General features: G+C 70.9%; 17 protein-coding genes. 6 read left to right on the top strand and 11 right to left on the bottom strand.

The window, feature by feature from the left end:
- Window positions 1–5: 5 nt before the first annotated feature.
- The 8 genes from OU415_RS21665 to OU415_RS21630 all read right to left on the bottom strand — a co-directional run bounded on the left by OU415_RS21665 (window position 6) and on the right by OU415_RS21630 (window position 8092).
- Window positions 6–686, bottom strand: a complete 681-nt coding sequence (locus tag OU415_RS21665; RefSeq protein WP_270950765.1) for a response regulator transcription factor — start codon at window positions 684–686, stop codon at window positions 6–8.
- Complete coding sequence (locus OU415_RS21660; RefSeq protein WP_408641887.1) at window positions 683–1918, bottom strand: sensor histidine kinase; 1236 nt, start codon at window positions 1916–1918, stop codon at window positions 683–685. The genes OU415_RS21665 and OU415_RS21660 overlap by 4 nt, the downstream gene beginning before the upstream one ends.
- Window positions 1919–2290: 372 nt before the next feature.
- A complete protein-coding gene (locus OU415_RS21655; protein WP_270950764.1) occupies window positions 2291–3034 on the bottom strand; it encodes a phosphoglyceromutase in 744 nt (247 codons plus the stop codon).
- 66 nt (window positions 3035–3100) lie between these two features.
- Entirely contained in the window at window positions 3101–3532 is a 432-nt protein-coding gene (locus OU415_RS21650) for an OsmC family protein (RefSeq protein ID WP_270950763.1), read from the bottom strand.
- A 468-nt stretch (window positions 3533–4000) separates the two neighbouring features.
- The gene (locus OU415_RS21645) at window positions 4001–4825 is read right to left on the bottom strand and encodes a DUF4349 domain-containing protein (RefSeq protein ID WP_270950762.1); all 825 of its coding nucleotides are present in this window, start codon (window positions 4823–4825) and stop codon (window positions 4001–4003) included.
- A 70-nt stretch (window positions 4826–4895) separates the two neighbouring features.
- Window positions 4896–5408 (bottom strand): type III secretion system chaperone family protein, encoded by a 513-nt coding sequence (locus tag OU415_RS21640; protein ID WP_270950761.1) that lies wholly within the window; start codon window positions 5406–5408, stop codon window positions 4896–4898.
- Window positions 5405–6700, bottom strand: coding sequence for a D-inositol-3-phosphate glycosyltransferase (gene mshA, locus OU415_RS21635; RefSeq protein WP_270950760.1), 1296 nt, complete (start codon window positions 6698–6700; stop codon window positions 5405–5407). The genes OU415_RS21640 and mshA overlap by 4 nt, the downstream gene beginning before the upstream one ends.
- Before the next feature lie 237 nt (window positions 6701–6937).
- A complete protein-coding gene (locus OU415_RS21630) occupies window positions 6938–8092 on the bottom strand; it encodes a L,D-transpeptidase (protein WP_270950759.1) in 1155 nt (384 codons plus the stop codon).
- A gap of 220 nt (window positions 8093–8312) precedes the next feature.
- Here OU415_RS21630 and OU415_RS21625 point away from each other — a divergent pair, with 220 nt between their 5' ends.
- Window positions 8313–9059 carry an SDR family NAD(P)-dependent oxidoreductase gene (locus tag OU415_RS21625; RefSeq protein ID WP_270950758.1) on the top strand — a complete coding sequence of 249 codons (747 nt, stop codon included), beginning with the start codon at window positions 8313–8315 and terminating at the stop codon, window positions 9057–9059.
- A gap of 109 nt (window positions 9060–9168) precedes the next feature.
- On the opposite strand, the gene OU415_RS21620 is transcribed toward OU415_RS21625, so the two are convergent.
- The gene (locus OU415_RS21620) at window positions 9169–10119 is read right to left on the bottom strand and encodes a hypothetical protein (RefSeq protein ID WP_270950756.1); all 951 of its coding nucleotides are present in this window, start codon (window positions 10117–10119) and stop codon (window positions 9169–9171) included.
- 146 nt (window positions 10120–10265) lie between these two features.
- Window positions 10266–11435: a UDP-N-acetylmuramate dehydrogenase gene (locus OU415_RS21615; protein WP_408641886.1), complete on the bottom strand. Its 1170-nt coding sequence runs from the start codon at window positions 11433–11435 to the stop codon at window positions 10266–10268.
- On the opposite strand from OU415_RS21615, the gene OU415_RS21610 reads away from it, so the two are divergent.
- From OU415_RS21610 to purU, 4 genes are all read left to right on the top strand, one after another.
- Complete coding sequence (locus tag OU415_RS21610; protein ID WP_270950753.1) at window positions 11422–11934, top strand: DUF2505 domain-containing protein; 513 nt, start codon at window positions 11422–11424, stop codon at window positions 11932–11934. The two genes, OU415_RS21615 and OU415_RS21610, sit on opposite strands and share 14 nt — an antisense overlap.
- A complete protein-coding gene (locus tag OU415_RS21605) occupies window positions 11913–12788 on the top strand; it encodes a methyltransferase domain-containing protein (protein WP_270950751.1) in 876 nt (291 codons plus the stop codon). The genes OU415_RS21610 and OU415_RS21605 overlap by 22 nt, the downstream gene beginning before the upstream one ends.
- Before the next feature lie 113 nt (window positions 12789–12901).
- A complete protein-coding gene (locus OU415_RS21600) occupies window positions 12902–13642 on the top strand; it encodes a maleylpyruvate isomerase family mycothiol-dependent enzyme (RefSeq protein ID WP_270950749.1) in 741 nt (246 codons plus the stop codon).
- A 121-nt stretch (window positions 13643–13763) separates the two neighbouring features.
- The gene (gene purU, locus OU415_RS21595; protein ID WP_270950747.1) at window positions 13764–14636 is read left to right on the top strand and encodes a formyltetrahydrofolate deformylase; all 873 of its coding nucleotides are present in this window, start codon (window positions 13764–13766) and stop codon (window positions 14634–14636) included.
- 45 nt (window positions 14637–14681) lie between these two features.
- Here the strand turns inward: purU and OU415_RS21590 are convergent, their stop codons facing one another.
- A complete protein-coding gene (locus OU415_RS21590; protein ID WP_270950745.1) occupies window positions 14682–15725 on the bottom strand; it encodes an alkene reductase in 1044 nt (347 codons plus the stop codon).
- Between the two features lie 61 nt (window positions 15726–15786).
- Between OU415_RS21590 and OU415_RS21585 the strand changes: the two genes are divergently transcribed.
- On the top strand, window positions 15787–16144 hold a 358-nt coding region (locus tag OU415_RS21585), incomplete at its 3' end, for a MerR family transcriptional regulator (RefSeq protein ID WP_270950744.1).

Genomic DNA, 16144 nt, shown 5'->3' with positions numbered 1-16144 from the left:
CGAGGTCACGCCTCGAACTTGTAGCCCAAGCCACGCACCGTGATCAAGTAGCGCGGATCGGCCGGGTTCGGTTCGACCTTCGAGCGCAGCCGCTTGACGTGCACGTCCAGCGTCTTCGTGTCGCCGACGTAGTCCGCGCCCCACACCCGGTCGATCAGCTGGGCGCGGGTGAGCACCCGGCCGACGTTGCGCAGCAGGTACTCCAGGAGGTCGAACTCCTTCAACGGCAGGTTGACGTCCGCGCCGTCGACGGTCACCACGTGCCGCTCCACGTCCATCCGCACCGGCCCGGCGGCCAGCACCTGCGGCTGCAGCTCCTCGGCCTCGCCGCGGCGGCGCAGCACCGCGCGCACCCGGGCGATCAGCTCGCGCGCCGAGTACGGCTTGGTGACGTAGTCGTCGGCGCCCAGCTCCAGGCCCACGACCTTGTCGATCTCGCTGTCGCGCGCCGTCACCATGATCACCGGCACCGAGGAGCGCTGGCGCAGCTGCTTGCACACGTCGGTGCCGCTCATGCCGGGCAGCATCAGGTCGAGCAGCACGATGTCCGCGCCGTTGCGGTCGAACTCGTCCAACGCTTCCGCGCCGTTCATCGCGACTGCCGCCGTGAAGCCCTCCTTGCGCAGCAGGAAAGCGAGCGGGTCGGCGAAGGACTCCTCGTCCTCCACGATCAGAACCCTGGTCACCGGACTCCTCCCGTTTCGACGGCTGTGACCCCGTCGGCACTGTCCTTGGTCGACCGGGCGGGCAGCGCTGCCCGTTCCGGCTGCTCGACGGCCGGCTGGCCGTCGGTCGTGCGAGCGCCGTGCCTGGGCACCCGGAGCGTGAAGGTGGAGCCGGTACCGGTGCGGCTCCAGAGCTTGACCTCGCCGCCGTGGTTGGCGGCGACGTGCTTGACGATGGCCAGGCCGAGGCCGGTGCCACCGGTGGCGCGGGAGCGGGCCGGATCGACCCGGAAGAACCGCTCGAAGACGCGCTCGTGGTACTCGGGTTCGATGCCGATGCCGCGGTCGGTGACCGCGATCTCCACGAAGTCCCCGGACAGCCGGCGGCTGATCGACACCGGGCTGTCCGGCGGCGAGTACGACACGGCGTTGTCGATCAGGTTGGTCAGCGCGGTGACCAGCAGCGTCCGGTCCCCGTCCAGCAGGTGGCCGGTGGGCTCGTCGACGGTGATCTCGATCCCGGCGGACTCCGCGCCGAGCCGGCAGCGGCCCAGCGCCTCCTCGATCACGGCGTCCACGTCGACGGTGGTCAGGTCGGGCATCCGCTCGGCGCCCTGCAACCGGGACAGCGCGATCAGCTCGGAGACCAGGGTCCCCAGCCTGGTCGACTCGTGCAGGATCTTGGTGGAGAAGCGCCGCACCTCTTCAGCATCGTCGGCGGCGTCCAGGACCGCCTCCGCGAGCAGCGCGAGCGCCCCGACCGGGGTCTTGAGCTCGTGGCTGACGTTGGCGACGAAGTCGCGGCGGGTGGCCTCCAGGCGGACCGAGTCGGACTCGTCGGCGGTGTCGACGACGACGAAGCCGTCGCCCAGCGGGCGGACCTCGCCGAGCACCGCGGCGGGACCGCGACCGCGCAGGGCGGGGCGGTCGGTCAGCGGGGAGAGGTCGACGGGTACGGCTTCGCCGGTCTCCAGGGCCTGCTCGGCGGCTTTGCGCGCGCGCTCGTCGGCCCGGTGGTCGCGGATGACGCCGAGTTCGTCGGCCCGGGGGTTGTGCAGCACCACGTCGCCGAACTTGTTGAGGATGGCGACGCCGCCGGCGCTGGTGTGCACCAGCCGCTGCAGCAGCTCGGCGACGGTGGGGCCCTCGGGTTTTCCGCGGCCGTAGAACCTGAGTCGCGCGATGACGTAGCCGCCGGCAGCGCCCACCAGGAGCACAGCGGCGATCAGGGCGGTGTAGCCCAAAGCGGTCACGCCAGCATCGTAAGCGCGGCGGGGTGGGGAAAGGCCAGTCTACGAGGGCGTTCCGTGATTCCCGCGACACGAATCGGGGGCTTCTTCACCTCCCCTTCACCCCGCGCTGGCAGCCAGTTCACCTACCACCGGCCCGCCGGTAGCGCTCCGTTCGCCACCACGGCGACTTCTCGCCACCAGTCACCCATGCGAGTGATGAACGCTGGGCACCTTCGCCCTCCCGGCACCACCTCGGCCCCACCGCAGTTTCCATTGAAACTGTGATCCGCCGTGCCTGGGATTTGCAGTTTCAATTGAAACTGCGGTCCTCGGAACGCGAAGAGGGGCACCCGGGCCGAGCCCGGATGCCCCCTTCGGGTGTGACTGATCGGGTTAGCGGCCCTGGTTGGCGACTGCGGCGGCGGCCTTGGCGGCGGCTTCCGGGTCGAGGTAGGTGCCACCCGGGTTGACCGGCTTGAAGTTCTCGTCCAGGTCGTAGCGCAGCGGGATGCCGGTGGGGATGTTCAGGCCGGCGATGTCCTCGTCGGAGATCCCGTCGAGGTGCTTGACCATCGCGCGCAGCGAGTTGCCGTGCGCGGCGACCAGCACGGTGCGACCGGCCGCCAGGTCCGGCACGATCGCCGACTCCCAGTACGGCAGCAGCCGCGCCACGACGTCCTTCAGGCACTCGGTGCGCGGCAGTTCGGCGCCGAGGTCCGCGTAGCGCGGGTCGGTGTCCTGGCTGAACTCGCTGCCGAGCTCGATCTCCGGCGGCGGGGTGTCGTAGGAGCGGCGCCAGAGCATGAACTGCTCCTCGCCGTAGGCGTCCAGGGTCTGCTTCTTGTTCTTGCCCTGCAGCGCGCCGTAGTGGCGCTCGTTGAGGCGCCAGTCGCGGCGGACCGGGATCCAGTGCCGGTCGGCCGCGTCCAGGGCGATGTTCGCCGTGGAGATCGCCCGCCGCAGCAGCGAGGTGTGCAGCACGTCCGGCAGCACACCGGCGTCGCGCAGCAGCTCACCGCCGCGCCCGGCTTCCGCCACGCCCTTCTCCGACAGCGGGACGTCCACCCAGCCGGTGAACAGGTTCTCGGCGTTCCACGTGCTCTCACCGTGCCGCAGCAGCACCAGGGTCGAAGTCATATCCCCAGGCTATAGAGCCGATCCGGGGACCTCGTCCCGGAGGTCGGGCGCGCGGAGCTGAACCGATCAGTCCAGCGCCGCGTCGAGCGTGATCTCGGTCCCGGTGAGCGCGGCGGAGACCGGGCAGATCTCCTTCGCCTTCAGCGCCGTCTCGTTGAAGGCCGCCGGGTCGATGCCCGGCACCTTGGCCCGCACGGTGAGCGCGATGAGGGTGATGGCGAAGCCGTCGCCGCGCGGCCCGAAGGAGACCTCGGCGCTGGTGTCGATCGATTCCGGCGGCGTGCCCGCCGCGGACAGCAGCCCGGACAGCTGCATCGAGAAGCACGCGGAGTGGGCTGCGGCGATCAGCTCCTCGGGGCTCGTGCGACCGTCGGGGGACTCGGAGCGCGACGCCCAGGTGAGCGGGAACTGGCCGGCGTTGGACGAGTCGAGGGTGACGGATCCGGCACCGGACTTGAGGTCACCGGTCCACTGCGTGGTGGCATTGCGCTGGATCATCTCGCCGCTCCTAGTGGGGGGGTTCGCGAAGGCGGCCGGGCACCGCTCGGTCAACCCTCCCGCAACGCGCCGTGACCCGCACATTTGGTTGTGCCGTTCACTCGACAGTTATGTGATCCACTCGCCAACGTGACACGAAAGTGGCGCCAGTCACCACCGTTGGGAAAACGACGACGTTTCGACTCCTGTGCGTTACTTTTTGCACTAAACATCACACTAATGGAGTAATGTGGCGGCCTTGTGGCAGCTGCATGACTCTGCGAAGTTGACAACGCTCTCCTTGATCGGATCCCACGCACTCCCCGATCACGCGAGAGCAGCACACGCGGTCCATCTCCCCCATCGGACCGCGCCCGCCGGGCCCAGGGTGCCCCCCGCCCACCGGCCCGTCAGGCGGGACCCCCGCGCGGGGCGGCTCGACTCGTGACTCCCCCTCTCTACCGAGCCGCCCCCGCGGTCCGCCGGGACCTACAGCGATGAAGCCTTCAGCGCCTTCTTGCGGCGGTGCAGGACGTAGAGGGCCGCGGCTGGGACCGCGAGGACCGCGGCGAAGGGGAGGACCGCTCCCGCTGCGGTCAGGAACGCCGCTCCGGCTTCGGTCAGAGCTCGCCAGCCCGCCGCCAGGCCTGCCAGGAAGCCCGTTTCCTCGGTCGTCGCCGTTGAGGTGGTCGCCAGGCCGACCCGGAGGGTGGCCAGCTGGACCTGGTTCGCCGTGGACGCCTCTTGGCGCTGCAGGGCTTCCAGGTCGGTTTCGCGGGTCGTCAGCTCCGATTCGATCGAGACGACGTCCTCGACCGTCGTCGCTCGGGCCATCAGGTCGCGCAGGCGCTGGACGCTGGCCTGCTGGGATTCGATCCGGCTCCGGGTGTCGACCAGCTGGTCGGTGACGTCCTGGGCCCGCAGGCTGCGGGCGGTCACGCGCCCCAGGCCGGACAGGTCGTCCAGGGCCCGGTCCAGCTCCGCGGCCGGGATCCGGACGGTCAGCGTCGTGCTGGAGCGGTAGCCGTCCTCCTGCTCCAGGTAGCCGTGGACCGCCTCGGCCCGGCGGCGGACCTCCGCGCTCGCGGCCGCGACGTCGTCCACCTCGAGGTCCAGGTCCGCCGTTCGGACCACCTCGCGCTGCTGACCGGCGGCGGGGTCAGCGCTGCGTCCCGGGGTCTTCGCGAACTGCGAACTCCGCTGGGATTCCGGGGCCACCGAAGCGACACCGCTGTCGACCGCCGAGGTCGACGTCGAGGAACATCCCGCGAGCAACCCGGCCGCCAGCACGACCGGGATCCAACGTAATCGCACCATCCACTCCTCCGCGTCGTTTCGGACACAGCGAGGACGGAGCGGTGCGATCTTCCGGTTGCACCCGGGGTCACGGCTGGTCGTGCAGGGGCTCCAGCGGGCCGTCGCGCTCCACGAGCTGGCGGAACGGCTGCAGGTTCGCCAGGGACTCGCCGCGCGACTCGCGCCAGCCCCACTCGCGGCGGATCGCGGTGGCGAACCCGATCTCCAGCAGCGCGTTGAAGTCCCCGTCGGCGGCTTCCAGCACCTGGCCGAGCACCCGGTCCAGCTCCTCGCCGGTCACCGCGTGCAGGCCGATCCGGCCGATCAGGTAGATGTCGCCGCTGGAGTCGAGGGTGTAGTGCACGCCGTAGAGCTTCGCGTTGCGGCGCAACAGGAATCGGTAGACCTCTTCGTGCGCCTCGTCCGGCTGCCGGCACACGAAGGCCTCGACGACCAGGGCGTGCTCGGCCACGATCAGCCAGCAGTTGGTCTGCAGCTTCTTCGTGCCGGGCAGCGTGACGAAGAACCGGCCCGGGCCCTCCTCCCGGAACTCCAGCCCGTTCTCGTCCAATGTGGACTTGATGACCTCGTCGAGGCTCACGCCGTCACCTCCTGGATGCGCAGTTGCGCGTGGAAGGCCATTTTCGCCTGCGCGTAGGCATCCAGTAGCGCTTCGGTGGTGTGCCGCCACGAGAACTGCGCCGCATGACCCGTCGCGCCCGCGGCCAAACGCGCCCGCAGCTGCGGATCGAGCACGACCGACCCCAGCGCATCGGCCCACTGCCCGGTGCGGTGCCCGTCCACGAGCAGCCCGGACACGCCGTCGTCCACCGCCACCGGCAGCCCGCCGACCGCGGCGGCCACCACAGGTGTCCCGCAGGCCTGCGCCTCGAGCGCGACCAGCCCGAACGACTCGTTGTAGCTCGGCACCGCGACGACGTCCGCAGCCCGGTAGACGTCGGCCAGCGACGCACCGGCGCGCGGCGGCAAGAACCGGACGACGTCGGTGATCTCCAGCTGCGCGGCGAGCTCCTGCAGCGCGCGCGGCCGTTCCAGACCGCTGCCGGACGGCCCGCCGACCACCAGGACGACCAGGCGTTCGCGCAGCTCGGGGCGTCGCGCCAGGAGCTCCGCGGTGGCGCGGAGCAGCACGTCCGGGGCCTTCAACGGCTGGATGCGGCCGACGAAGGCCAGCGCGTTGGCGTCCGCGGGCACGTCCAGCTCGGCGCGCGCGGCAGCGCGGTCGCCCGGGGTGAAGACGTCCAGGTCGACGCCGGGCGGGATGGTCGCGACCGAGGCCGGGTCGGCGCCGTAGCGCTCGACCAGGTCGGCGGCCTCGAACTCGGTGTTCGCCACCAGCACGTCCGCCGCCTCGACGACCTGCTCCTCGCCGACCACGCGCACCCGCGGCTCCGGGGTGTCGCCGGCGGCCAGGTTGGCGTTCTTGACCTTGGCCAGGGTGTGCGCGGTGTGCACCAGCGGCACGCCCCAGCGCTCCCGCGCCAGCCAGCCGACCTGCCCGGACAGCCAGTAGTGCGAGTGCGCGATGTCGTAGTAGCCGGGCTCGTGGTGGGCCTCCACCCGCAGCGCTCCGGCGGCGAAGGCGCACAGCTGCGACGGCAGCTCGTTCTTGTCCAGGCCTTCGAAGGGGCCCGCGACGACGTTGCGGACCAGGACGCCCGGGGCGAGCTCGGCGATCGGCGGGACGTCCGAGGACGTCGCGCGGGTGAAGATCTCGACCTCGGTGCCGAACTCGGCGAGCTGCCGCGCGGTCTGCGCGATGTAGACGTTCATGCCCCCGGCGTCACCGGTGCCGGGCTGCTCCAGCGGTGAGGTGTGCAACGAGAAGACTGCCGCGCGGCGCGGGCGCATGCGTAACGTTCTGGAGGTCATCTGCTGTCCATCGCGAGCGGGTCACCCCGAGGGTTTCGAGGCGCACGTAGAACCCGACATCCCGGTCGGCGGAAACATTCCCGCCGCGATCCCGCAACACCAGGCCAACCGTGGACGCTACCGCCCCCGAGCCGCGAAACCCCCAGCTCGACCGGCAACTGGTGGCACTGCTCACACGCCCCCGAACAGCGGAACGGCGGTGGCCGGGGAGACCACCGCCGTTCGCGTGAAATTTCGTCAAACCGCCGACTTGGCCGTCCACTGGTCCCAGCTCAAGAGCCAGTCGTAGACGTCGAACTGCGGGGGCATGCTGCTGGCCGATCCGGTGATCTCGACCGGGTCGCCGATCAGGGCCGTGTCGTAGTACGACTTGGCGTCCGCCGCGCTGAGGTTGATGCAGCCGTGCGAGTTGTTGACCTTGCCCAGGGCCGCGGCGTTCTCCTGGTTCTCGTGGATGAACTCGCCGTGGTTGGAGAAGCGGGCCGCCCACGTCTTGCGCACGTCGTGGTAGCCGTACCGGGGGTTGTCCATGATCTCCACCGGGTTCTTCTCCATGATGATGTACGTCCCGTTGGGCGTGTTCCGGCCCGGGTCGTACTCCTCGCCGTAGCTGGCGGCGTAGCTGGCCACCTGCTTGCCGTCGCGCTCCACGACCAGCTGGTGGGTGCCCACCGCACCCTTGACGATCTGCGCGCGACCGATGTTGAACTCGCTGGTCAGGTCGGCCATCCCGTAGTCGCCGTCGCCGTAGGACACGCCGTAGAGCTTCGCGCTGACGCTGACGTGGGTGTGCGCGGGCCAGTAGTCCTTCGGCCGCCAGTCGACCTGCTGGTCGGACAGCCACGCCCAGGCGCCCTCGACCGGGACCGAGGTCTGCACGTTCAGCGCCTTCTGGACGGCGGCCTTGTCCTGGACCGGCTTGTCGAACTTGACGCTGATCGGCATCGCGATGCCGACCTCGGCGTCATCGGTCGGGTTGACCGTGGCGCGGACGGTCGCCTTCGGCTGGAGGGTGGTGAACTTGCCCTCCACCGGGACCTGCTTGCCGTCCTGGCCGGTCGCCTGGCCGGACCAGGTGTAGGTCTTGCCGTAGCCGAGGGCGACGCTGGCCTGCCAGCTCTTGCCGTCCGGCGCCAGCTGCCCCTCGACCGCCTTGCCGTCGTCGTTGGTCAGCTGGACGGAGTCGAACTTGCCCTTCTCGACGGTGGCCTTGACCGGCGCGGTCGGATTCACGTCACCGGCATCGGCACCGGGTTCGAAGGACACCTCGGCGACCGGTTCGGCGGGTTTCTGCGCTTCGGGCGCGGACGAACCGCAGCCGGAGATCAGCAGCACCGCCGCGATCGTCCCGGCGAGCGCAGTCCACAGGAGACGCAGCTTGGAACCACTCACTTCGATCCCTTCTGAGAAATTGCGACCGCGCTGTCCCTTTTGCTGAAATTCAGCCGAACAGCCGCCGAAAAATGACCCACATTCATAAGACGTCCGGGAGCCCGAAAAGATGTCTTCCCCTACCAGTGTGTCGTGTCACATCGATCGGGTGACAATCAGCCCCTCCCGGTGACGTGATCGGATGGTGCGGGCAATCCGACACCGGCAGGAGGACGTGGACGTGAGTACGAGTTCTGCAGGTCGCTGGGCAGTGGTCACCGGAGCGAGCTCCGGCATCGGCGCCGCCACCGCGCGGCAGCTCTCCGCTGCCGGCTTCAACGTGGTGCTGGGCGCGCGGCGGCTCGACCGGCTGACCGAGCTGGCCGAGGAGATCGGCGGCACCGCGCTGCCGCTGGACGTCACCGATCAGGAATCGGTGGACGCGTTCGTCGCGCAGGTCCCCGAGTGCCACGTGCTGATCAACAACGCCGGTGGCGCGAAGGGGCTGGCCAAGATCGCCGACGCGGACGAGGACGACTGGCGCTGGATGTGGGAGACCAACGTGCTCGGCACGCTGCGCGTCACCCGGGCCCTGCTGCCCAAGCTGGTCGCCTCCGGCAACGGCCACGTGGTCACCGTGACCTCGGTGGCGGCCTCCGCGGTCTACGACAACGGCGGCGGCTACACCTCGGCCAAGCACGCGCAGGGCGCGCTGCACCGCACGCTGCGCGGTGAGCACCTGGGCGAGCCGGTGCGGTTCACCGAGATCGCGCCGGGCGCGGTGGAGACGGAGTTCTCCGAGGTGCGCTTCGGCGGCGACAAGGACCGCGCGGCGGCCGTGTACCGCGGCATCACCCCGCTGACCGGCGACGACATCGCCGAGGTCATCACCTTCGCGGTGACCCGCCCGCCGCACGTCAACATCGACTTCCTGGAGATCAAGCCCCGCGACCAGCACTCGGCGACCCGAATGCACCGCCACGAGTGAGCTCCCCCAGCCAGGCGATGGTTTTGCCTGGTAGATGCCCGTGAGTCTTTTGCGTCGCCATAACACCACAAAAGACTCACGGGCCATGAGCTGCGGAACTACCGGCGGGCTAGGCGTGGATCCGCTGCGGTTCGGTGCACAGCTCCACGTCGAGCTCGGCCAGGACGTCCGCGATCGGGCTGGCGAAGCCGACGGTTCCGTCGCAGCTGCCCGCGACGTGCAGGCCGATCACGCGACCGCCCGGTCCGAGCACCGCCGACCCGGCGTCGCCCGGCCCGCAGAAGCGCGACGGCGAACCCACGATCCGGACCTGCTCGCGCAGCACCCGGACCCCGAGGGCGTCCCCGTGGTCGAGCCGGATCGTCGCATCGACCGAGGTCACGACGCCGACGGTGACTCCGGTGCCGAAGCCGTTCTTGCTCACCCGCTCACCCGGGTAGGCCGTCGCGGGCCCGGTGATCGGCCCGATGCCCTCGACCACGCAGGTCGTCGCGGAGCCCGGCGCCAACGCGACCGCCGCCGCGTCCACCCGGCCGGACAGCGCGGCCCGCGCGAGCTCGGCGTGCACCCGCCCGCCCTCCGGATCGGCCATCCGGTCGCCCACCGACCAACCGTCGTCCAGGCAGCCCACGTCGAAGGTGGTCAGACCCATCGCGACCGCCATCGGCGCGACACCGGTCACCAGCGCGCCCAGCGTGCCGATCCGCCGGTGCGGACCGGCCGACGTCACCTCCGGCGGCGCGAGGTGGACCGCCCGGCACGGCGCGATCCCGCTGCCGCCGCTGATCACCCCGGGCCGCTCGGCGCGGCGCGGTCTCGGCGTCAGCGGCTCGTCCTCGGCGCAGTGGATGTGCTGCAGGACCGGCTGCTCCTCGACCACGTCGGTCGGGATGCCGAAGACGTCCAGCGGCACGCAGGCGTCGGGTTTCAGCTGCTCGCGCGACCTCTTGCGCGCGACCGAGACCACGATGACCTGCTCCCCGGTGCTGCGACCGGCCCGGCGCTTGGCACCGATGTCGACAGCGGTCACCCCGGGCAGGTCGAGTAACTGGTCCTCCACTGCCCGCTTTATCGGGCGTATCACCGCCCGATCTCTCAGCTCCCTGATGCTCAGCATGGTGGCCCCCTCCACCTACACCATTTAACACTCAGGGTTACGCATCAGTCACGAAGAGTCACTCTTACGGCCGTTCGGCTCTTCGGCTGCTACAGCGAACAGTCCACCAAGACGGGCTCCGGTGCCAGCGAAACGCCGAAGGCCAGGCGTACTCCATCCCGAACTTCACGCGCAAGAATGAGCAGGTCGCGGGTGGTCGCGCCGCCGCGGTTGGTCAGCGCGAGCGTGTGCTTGGTGGACAGGCCCACCCGTCCGCCCGGCCCCTGGTGGCCCTTGCCGAACCCGGCGCGCTCGATGAGCCACGCCGCGGACAGCTTGACCCCGCCGTCGGCCGGGTACTGCGGGATCCGCTGGTCGGCGCCGACCCGCTCGGTGATGCGTTCGAGCACCGCGGGCAGCTCGGCTTCGTCGACGATCGGGTTCGTGAAGAACGAGCCGGCGCTCCAGGTGTCGTGGTCGCCCGCGTCGAGCACCATGCCCTTGCCGCGCCGCAGCGACAGCACCGCCTCGCGCGCGCTCGCCACGTCCACCTGCCCGCCGGGCTCGACGTCGAGCGCGCGGGCCAGCTCGCCGTAGCGGATCGGGGCGGACAGGTCGTCGTCGCGTAGCAGGAACCGGGCGCGCAGCACCACCGCCGCGTCGCTGTGCTTGAGCACGCTGTTGCGGTAGGTCAGTCCCAGCTCGGTGGCCGGGACGGTGCGCACGGTGCCGGTCGCGCGGTCGAGCAGGTCGACCGAGACCAGCAGCTCCGAGACCTCCACGCCGTACGCGCCGACGTTCTGCACCGGGGTCGCACCGGTCAGGCCGGGGATGCCGGACAGGCACTCCAGCCCGCCGAGGCCCTGCCGCGCGGTGTCCGCGACGACCTCGTCCCAGTCCTCGCCGGCTTCCGCGGTGAGCTGCACCAATCCGTCGCCGACGCTGTCGTACTGGCGCCCCTTGGTGGCGATGCGCACGACGTGGCCGTCGAATCCCTCATCGGCCACCACCACGTTCGAGCCGCCGCCCAGGACGAGCAGGCGGTGCCCGCCCGCGTCGGCCGCGCGCACCGCTTCGGTGATCTCGTCGGAGCGGGTCGCGACCACCAGGCCGGTCGCCGGTCCACCCAGCCTCAGGGTGGTGTGTTCGGCCAGGGGGACACCAGCGGTTTCGCCGGGCAGCTCGGCCACGTGCGCTGTGTCACCGCGCACTTCTTCGGCACCGGACGTGGAGGGGTTCACGGTTGCCAAAGGTAACCTCCGCTCCATGGCACGCCGCATCGAGCACCGAAGCACCTCAGAGTGGCCCGCGGTCCGGTTGTACGAGGCGCTGATCGACATCGACTACCTCAACGACCGCCTCGAGGAGCTCGGCGGCGCCAACGCCGAGCTGGTGAAGCACCTGGCGAGCGACGGCGGCGCGCAGTTCCAGATCCGCCACTCCGTGTCCGCGGACTCGCTCCCCTCGGTGGCCCGCACCGTGGTCGGCGGCGATCTGACGATCGACCGCAGCGAGTCGTGGCGGCGCGAGGAGGACGGGCACTACACGGGCGAGATCGCGGCCGAGATCGCCGGGGCGCCGTGCACCATCACCGGCTCGATGTGGCTGCGCGACGTGGCGGGCGAGGCTTCGACCAGCGAGTTCGTGGTGTCCGGCAGCGTGCGGGTCAACGTGCCGTTCGTGGGCGGCAAGATCGAGGACCTGGTGGCCGACCAGGTGCAGAAGTTCCTCAGCGCCGAAGAGCGCTTCACCACCGAATGGCTGGCCCGCCGCGGATGACCTCGGTCCCGAAGAAGCGGGCACCGCGGCTCGCGGCCGGTCGCGCCCGCGCGCTGGGCATGCCCACCCGGGGCACGACGAACCCGAACCGGCTGCGCCGCATCGACCGCTGGATCCTCGGCACCCCGTGGGTCGCGGGCGCGGTGCGCGACGCCGCGGAGCCGGTGGTGATCGACCTCGGCTACGGCGCGACGCCGGTGACCACCGTGGAACTGGCCGGTCGGCTGCGGCCGCTGCACCCGGGGCTGCGGGTGGTCGGCCTGGAGATCGACCCGGACCGGGTCGCGGCGGGCAAGGAGGTCGCCGAACCGCCCGCGCTGGAGTTCCGCCGGGGCGGGTTCGAGCTGGCCGGGCTGGCCGCCGGGGTGCGCGGTTTCGCCGGTCCGACGCTGGTGCGGGCGTTCAACGTGCTCCGGCAGTACTCCGAGCCGGAGGCGTGGAAGTACTGGGACGAGCTGTGCGCCCGGCTGGCCCCGGACGGGCTGCTGGTGGAGGGCACCTGCGATGAGATCGGGCGCCGCTGCTGCTGGGTGGCGCTGGACCGCAGCGGCCCGCTGACCTTCACCCTGGCCTGCCTCCCCTCGGACCTGGAGAAGCCCTCCGACCTGGCCGAGCGGCTGCCCAAGACGCTCATCCACCGCAACGTGCCGGGCGAGAAGGTGCACGCGATGCTCGCGGAGCTCGACGCCTGCTGGGCGACGGCGGCACCGATGGCCCCGTTCGGCCCGCGAGCCCGCTGGGCGCACGCGGTGCAGCTCTTCGCCGACCGCGGCTGGCCGGTCCTCGACCGCCGCCGGCGCTGGCGCCTCGGCGAGCTGACCGTCCCGTGGACTGCCGTCGCTCCCGACGCGTGAGCGCGGATGGTCGTTAGAACCACCATCGCCACTCACGAGGCGGTGACGCCGGGTCGTGAGCGGCAATGCTGGTAAGAGCCCCCATCGGCGCTCACGAGGCCTACCGTGGGGGCATGGATAGCGAGATGCTGAACTGCGCTTTCCCGGAGCAGGCCGCGGCCTTCCGCAGCGCCGCGTTGCAGGCCGGGCCGAACGCCCAGGTGTCGACCTGTCCGGGCTGGGACGTCCGCCGCTTGGTCCAGCACTTGGGGCAGGCCTACGCCAGGGCCGAGCTCTCCCTGCACCTGGAGCCCGGCGCTCCTCGACCCGAAGTGCCGCGCCCACCTGCCGAGTTCGACGACGTGCTGACCTGGTGGGACGAGCGGCTGGCCGACCTCCGCCACACCCTGTCCACAATGGACCCGTCTCGTCCGGTGCGGGCGTTGCACCCCGGCGGCACGCCGGCCACTTGGACGCGCCGGATGGCGCACGAGTCCGCGATCCACCGGTTGGACGCCGAGCACGCCCTCGCCGGGCTGGGCCCCGATCACGTGCACGACCTGATCTTCGACCCGGAACTGGCCGCCGACGGCATCGACGAGTTCCTGACCGTGATCCTCCCCCTCGGCGACTGGAGCGGCAGCACCGCGCAGGGGCAGGTCCTCGTCCACGCCGCGGACGCGGGCCGGGCCTGGCTCGTCGAATTCCACCCGGGCGAACCACCGCGGGCCGGAGCGGCCACCGGCGCAGCCCTCGAGGTCGACGCGACGATCGCCGGCACGGCCGACGCGGTCTACCGCAAGGTCTGGGGTCGTCCGAGCACCGCCGCGCTCACCGGCAACGCCGCCCTCACCGCCCTCATCAACGGCCGCTGAGCCACCCCGGAAGCGGTCGATTCCGGCGCGGATCCAGCGTTCACCCGGCCGTGGGTCGTGGGCGCGGACACAGCTCTCCCTGTGCCGGAAGGACCTTCACTACCTGCGATAATGACTGATCGTGAGCTCTTCCGAACGGCGTTTCGTCATCAGCTTCGGCTGCCCCGACCGCACCGGCATCGTGTCCGGCATCTCGAGCTTCATCGCCGAGTTCGGCGGTTGGATCGTCGAGGCCGGCTACCACACCGACATCGAGACCGGCTGGTTCTTCACCCGCCAGGAGGTCCTCGCCGACTCGCTGCCGTTCGGCATCGAGGAGCTCCGCGAGCGCTTCGCCGCCGTCGCCGAGGAGCTCGGCAGCGAGAGCAGCTGGCGCGTCTCGGACACCGGTGAGCGGCGCCGGGTGGTCATCCTGGTGTCGAAGGACGGGCACTGCCTGCACGACCTGCTCGGCCGGATCGGCTCCGGCGAGCTGGACGTGGACCTGCGCGCGGTGATCGGCAACCACCCGGACCTCGGCCCGATCACCGAGGCGCACGGCATCCCGTTCCACCACGTGCCCTTCGGCAAGGACCCGGCGGCGAAGGCCGAGGCGTTCGAGCAGGTCCGGTCGCTGGTCGACGAGCACGACCCGAACGCGATCGTGCTGGCCCGCTTCATGCAGGTCCTGCCGCCCGAGCTGTGCGAGGCCTGGGCCGGCCGCGCGCTGAACATCCACCACAGCTTCCTGCCGTCGTTCGCCGGCGCCCGCCCGTACCACCAGGCGTACGACCGGGGCGTGAAGCTGATCGGCGCGACCTGCCACTACGTGACGGCGGAGCTGGACGCGGGCCCGATCATCGAGCAGGACGTGATCCGCGTGGACCACACCGACGACGTCGCGGACATGGTCCGCAAGGGCCGCGACATCGAGAAGCTCGTCCTCGCCCGGGGCCTCCGGGCCCACCTCGAGGACCGGGTCCTCGTCCACAACCGCCGCACCGTCGTCTTCTGATCCGAGGTCTTCCGGGCGAAGGCGCCCTTCGCCCGGAAGACTTGATCAGTAGTCGACGTAGCCCTCGGGGCCGTGGGTGTAGAGGGTGGTCTCGTCGATCCCGGCGAGCGGGGCTCCGGTGGCGAACCGGTCCGGGAGGTCCGGGTTCGAGATGAACAGGCGACCGAAGGACACCAGGTCCACGCCGTCCCGCTCGATCAACGCCGCGCCGGACTCCGCCGTGGTCGGGTGCCCGAAGCCGGTGTTGCCGATCAGCGTTCCGGTCCAGCGCGGGCGGAGATCGCGCAGCGCCGGGTAGCGGCTGTTGTCGGTCAGGTGCAGGTAGGCGAGGTCCAGCGGCCGCAGGGCGTCGACGAGCGCCCGGTAGACCGGCGCGGGATCGGCTTCGACGAGCCCGGTCAGCGGATTCCCCGGCGACAGGCGGATTCCCACGCGGCCCGCGCCGATCGCATCCGCCACCGCCTCGGCCACCTCGACGGGGAACCGGATGCGCTCGCTGCCGCCGTACCGGTCACCGCGGACGTTGGTGTTGTCGGCGAGGAACTGGTGCAGCAGGTAGCCGTTCGCGCCGTGCAGCTCGACACCGTCGAACCCGGCGTCGACGGCTCGCCGCGCCGAAGCCACGTGCTCGTCGATCGCCTGCGCGATGTCCGCGGTGGTCATCTCGCGCGGAACCATCGCCGGGACCTTGCCGCTGGCGGTGTGCAGCTCGATGTCCGCGGCCACCGGTGAGGGCGCGATCGGGTGCAGCGCACCGAGGTTGTTCTCCGGAACCGTCAACCGTCCGGCGTGCATGAGCTGCGCGAAGATCCGCCCGCCCGCGTCGTGGACGGCGCCGGTCACCGCGCGCCAACCCGCGACCTGCTCCGGCGAGACCAGCCCCGGTCCGCGCAGCGCGCCCTGGCCTTGCACGCTGGGCCAGATGCCCTCGGTGACGATCAGCCCAGCGCTGGCGCGCTGCGCGTAGTACTCCGCCACGAACGGCTGCGGGACGCCCTGGGCGTCACCGCGGAACCGGGTCATCGGCGCCATCACGATCCGGTTCGGCAGGGACAGCGATTCGTACGGCTTGAGCAACGGGTTCGTCATGCCGATCACGCTAAAATCTGACCTCCATGTCAGATTCCACCGATCGTGACGGAGCACACGAATGCGGATCGGCGAGCTGTCCAGGCGCACCGGGGCCAGCGAACGAGCGCTGCGCTACTACGAGAAGCAGGGCCTGCTGACCGCCGGCAGAACCGCGGGCGGGCACCGGGAGTACGCGGAGTCCGATGTGGACAAGGTGGCGCTGGTGCAGCGGCTGATCGGCGCGGGCGTGCCGAGCGCGAAGATGGCGGAGATCTTCCCGTGCGTGTTCGGCGGCCACTCCAAACCCACCGTCGAGGTCATCGCCGACCTCCGCCAGGAACGCGAACGCATCAACGGGATGATCGACGACCTCGTCGCCTCCCGCTCGATCCTGGAGGGCATGATCGCCGAAGCCGAGGTCGCGGCCGGGGGGTGTG

This window comes from Saccharopolyspora oryzae (assembly GCF_027853915.1).
Classification (GTDB): domain Bacteria; phylum Actinomycetota; class Actinomycetes; order Mycobacteriales; family Pseudonocardiaceae; genus Saccharopolyspora; species Saccharopolyspora oryzae.
The sequence above is the reverse complement of the archived record's forward strand: the minus strand, read 5'-3'. Positions and strand labels throughout refer to the sequence as shown.